Annotated in this window: 3 protein-coding genes; 1 reads left to right on the forward strand and 2 read right to left on the reverse strand. The window is 68.9% G+C overall.

What is annotated here, in order from left to right; all coding sequences use genetic code 11:
- On the forward strand, positions 1-807 hold an 807-nt coding region (locus tag ELR45_RS27170), incomplete at its 5' end, for a LysR family transcriptional regulator (RefSeq protein WP_205857358.1).
- Between the two features lie 85 nt (positions 808-892).
- On the opposite strand, the gene ELR45_RS27175 is transcribed toward ELR45_RS27170, so the two are convergent.
- The gene (locus tag ELR45_RS27175) at positions 893-1,933 is read right to left on the reverse strand and encodes a threonine aldolase family protein (RefSeq protein WP_129669123.1); all 1,041 of its coding nucleotides are present in this window, start codon (positions 1,931-1,933) and stop codon (positions 893-895) included.
- A gap of 88 nt (positions 1,934-2,021) precedes the next feature.
- Positions 2,022-3,380: an ISKra4 family transposase gene (locus tag ELR45_RS27180; RefSeq protein WP_129669124.1), complete on the reverse strand. Its 1,359-nt coding sequence runs from the start codon at positions 3,378-3,380 to the stop codon at positions 2,022-2,024.
- Positions 3,381-3,449: the final 69 nt, after the last annotated feature.

The raw sequence follows: 3,449 nt of genomic DNA on the forward strand, positions 1-3,449 counted from the left end.
ATCCCCCAGCCCACCGTCAGCCGGCGGCTGGCAGCGGCCGGTGCTGCGTTGGGATCGCCGCTCGTCCAGCCGGCTGGACGCGGCATCCGGCTCACGAGGGCGGGCTCCATACTCACCGAGGCCGCGGCCGAGGCGATCACGGTTCTTCAAGCCGGCTGCCGGCAGGCCCGCGAGGAGATCACGCCGGACAGCGGGCACGTCGTCTTCGGTTTCCTGCACCTGCTGGGCCGTTCCCTGGTGCCGAATCTGCTGAGTGACTTCCGAGCCACGCATCCGGGCGTCAGGTTCACCCTCGTGCAGGGATCACGCCAGCACGTCCTCGACCAGCTCCGGTCCGGCGACGTCGATCTGGCGCTGGTGGCTCCGCTTCCCACCGAGGACTCGTTGTTGACCGGGTTCGCCGTCGCGGAGCAGGAGTTGCTTCTCTCGGTGCCGGAAGGACACCCGCTCGCCTCCCGCCGCCGGGTCCGGTTCGCGGAGCTCGCCGAGGAAGAGTTCGTGACGCTGGAGCGCGGCTACGGCCTCCGGCAGATCATGGACCGGATGTGCGCCGACGCCGGGTTCACGCCCAGGATCGCTTTCGAAGGCCAGGAGTCCGACACTGTCCGCGGGCTCGTCGTCGCAGGGTTGGGCGTCGCCCTGCTTCCGCGTTTCGGCCCCGCGACGCCCGCCGGCCTCGTCGAGGTCACGCTCACGCCGAAGGTCACCCGGACCGTCGGGCTGGCCTGGCCCAGAGACCAATGGTCGACGCCTGCCGTCCGAGCTTTCCGCGAACACGTCCGCACCCTAAATGATCATGTGAAGTAGGTCTTCTCGCGCCTTCCCATGCCTGCAGACCTGTTATCGCACGAGGAAACCTACGTAGAGGCCGCGCCTCTTGCCATGATCATTTTTAGGACGGGCGGCGGATGAGGTCGGCCAGGATTTCCCCTGCCTTCCTGGCGTCGGCCGCCGTCACGTCGAGATGGGTGATCAACCGGACGACACCAGGCCCGACGACGCCGGTCAGCACACCCGCGTCCCGGGCCTCCGACACGAGCCGTTCCGCCCGCTCCCCCACCATCAGCAGCACGATGTTCGTCTCCACTGACGCCCGGTCCACGACTGCGTCGTCCGCGTCCGCGATGAGCTCGGCGATCACTTGGGCGTTTGCGTGGTCCTCGGTGAGCCTGTCGATGTGGTGATCGAGGGCGTGCAGCCCTGCCGCGGCGAGCAGGCCCGCCTGCCGCCAGCCACCACCGAGCCGCTTGCGCCACACCCTGGCCTCGGCGATCATGTCCGCCGGGCCGACCAGCACCGACCCGACCGGTGCGCCGAGCCCTTTGGACAGGCAGACCGACACCGAGTCGAACAGCGATGCGTACCCTCGCGCGGGGGTACCGGTCGCCGCCTGTGCGTTCCAGATCCTCGCCCCGTCGAGATGCAGCCGGATCCCCGTCCCATCGACGACGCTGCGTAATCCCTCGAGTTGATCCAGCGGCTGGATCGTCCCACCGGCGAAGTTGTGGGTGTTCTCCACCGCGACGGCGGCCGTGGACACTAGGTACGGCCCGGCGTCGGGCGCCATCATCCGGCCGATCGCCTCCAGATCGACGTGTCCGCGGGAATGCGACCAGGTCCGCGTCGTCACCCCGTGCATCGCGGCATGCGCTCCCAGCTCGGCCCGGACGACGTGGGCCCGCGACTCGCACAGCAGCTCGTGCCCCGGCGCCACCCAGCCGCGTATCCCGAGGACATTCGCCAGAGAGCCGGTCATCGTGAACAGCCCGGCCTCGTGTCCGAGCAGCGCCGCCACCCGTTCCTCGAGCGCGTTGACCGTCGGGTCCTCGCCGTAGACGTCGTCACCCGTCTCCGCGGCCGCCATCGCCGCCAGCATCTGTTCCGTCGGCCGGGTCACGGTGTCACTGCGGAGATCGATCACGCCAGAGCTCATGGGTCCAACTCTAGCTATCGGTTCTGCGGTCACCGCTGCCCGAGCTCGCCGTGACACAGGGTGTGCGACAGATTTGTGGGTGATCGGGTTATGCCGCGGTGATCTGGTTGTGTGGTCGCTGCCAGATCTGGTCGTTGCGTCCGCTGGCGTCGTGGCAGCGGAGGGTGAGGATGCTGGTGGCGCCGGGGATGCTCCAGCGCATGCCGGAGAGTTTGAGGCGTTGGCCGATGATGGCTTTGCAGCCGGCCTCGACGGTTCCGGAGCCGACGAACATGCCGAGTTCGCGGTAGACGTTGTAGCGCATCCGATGGGCGTTGGTTTTGAAGTAGGGCAGGGTCTTGTCGAGGAAGTGGGCCTTGCCGTTGGGAGGTAGCGGCGCGTAGCAGTTGGCGACGAGGGTCTCGATGTCACCGTTGTCGAGTTCGTCGAGGCGTTCGGCGAGCCAGCCCTGGTGGTCTTCTCCGAGGGTGGGGGCGAGCAGGTTCGCGATGTCGTGGACATGTTCGCGGGCGTGGTAGAGATCGACGATCTGGGTGGCTTCGGGGAACCAGGTGTTGGCGAGGTTCCAGATCCAGGGGGCGCCGTCGCCGAGGACGATGAGTTGGCGGATGTGGTTGGCGCCGCGGCGACGGGCTTCGGCGGCCATGAGCCGACCGAACTCGGGTGCGGGGTCGAAGGTGGCCACGTGGCTGGCCGAGTCGTCGTCACGCATGGGCCGGCCGTCGTCGTCGAGGCGGGTTTGGGTGAATACGCAGGCGAGCTTGGTCTCGCGGGTGCGGGCTCGGCCGTCGTCGGCTTTGCCGGTCCGGCCTGCCGTCTCGGTCGGGATCATGGGCACGCCGGTGCCGTCGATGGCGACATACAGCTTGTCCGGCATCGGCGATGGCGGCAGTGGCACCACCCGGCGGGCCAGGATCGCCGCGGTCTCGGCCCGCGCGGCCTGCTCGGCCGCGGCGCCGTCGGCTTCAGCCGCGCGTTCGACGCGTTTCGTGGTCAACTCGACCCCGGCCAGATCGGCCAGCAGCTCACGGGCCTTGGCGAACGGCACCGCCGTGGCGGCCCGAGCGATCATGGCGCGTAGTCCCGGCGACAATGACATCCCGGCCACACCGAGCCCGTCGTCTCTGGGCGAGCACCCGTGCCCGCACTCGGCACAGTGATACCAGGCGCGACGTAGCTGCACCGAACCGAGCACGGTGTCGACGATCTTGACCCGGTAGCCGACGAACTGTGCGGCATGCCCGGCGCCGCAGACGATACGCGGGCCGTGATGACCGGGATCGACGGCCAGCAGCCGCTCCAACAACGAGCAGCCCAGCTGCATCATGGCCGTGCGGATCGCCAGCTCCACCGCCGCCAACCCCTCCCCATCGGCGTCCACACAGTTGGTGGCCAGCCGCGTCAGGCGTTCGAGTTCGCCGGTGAACTCGGCCACCAGCGCGCTCACGAGCCCCCTTTTTCACCTCCCGACTCGGAGGGCATATGCGCCTGTCCCGCTCCCGGTGGGGCAGACCGG

The organism is Phytoactinopolyspora endophytica (genome assembly GCF_004138495.1).
GTDB classification, from domain to species: domain Bacteria; phylum Actinomycetota; class Actinomycetes; order Jiangellales; family Jiangellaceae; genus Phytoactinopolyspora; species Phytoactinopolyspora endophytica.

Excerpts from the sequence above, each read along its gene's own strand:
- ELR45_RS27175 (WP_129669123.1), bottom strand. The coding sequence starts at position 1,933 with ATGAGCTCTGGCGTGATCGATCTCCGCAGTGACACCGTGACCCGGCCG.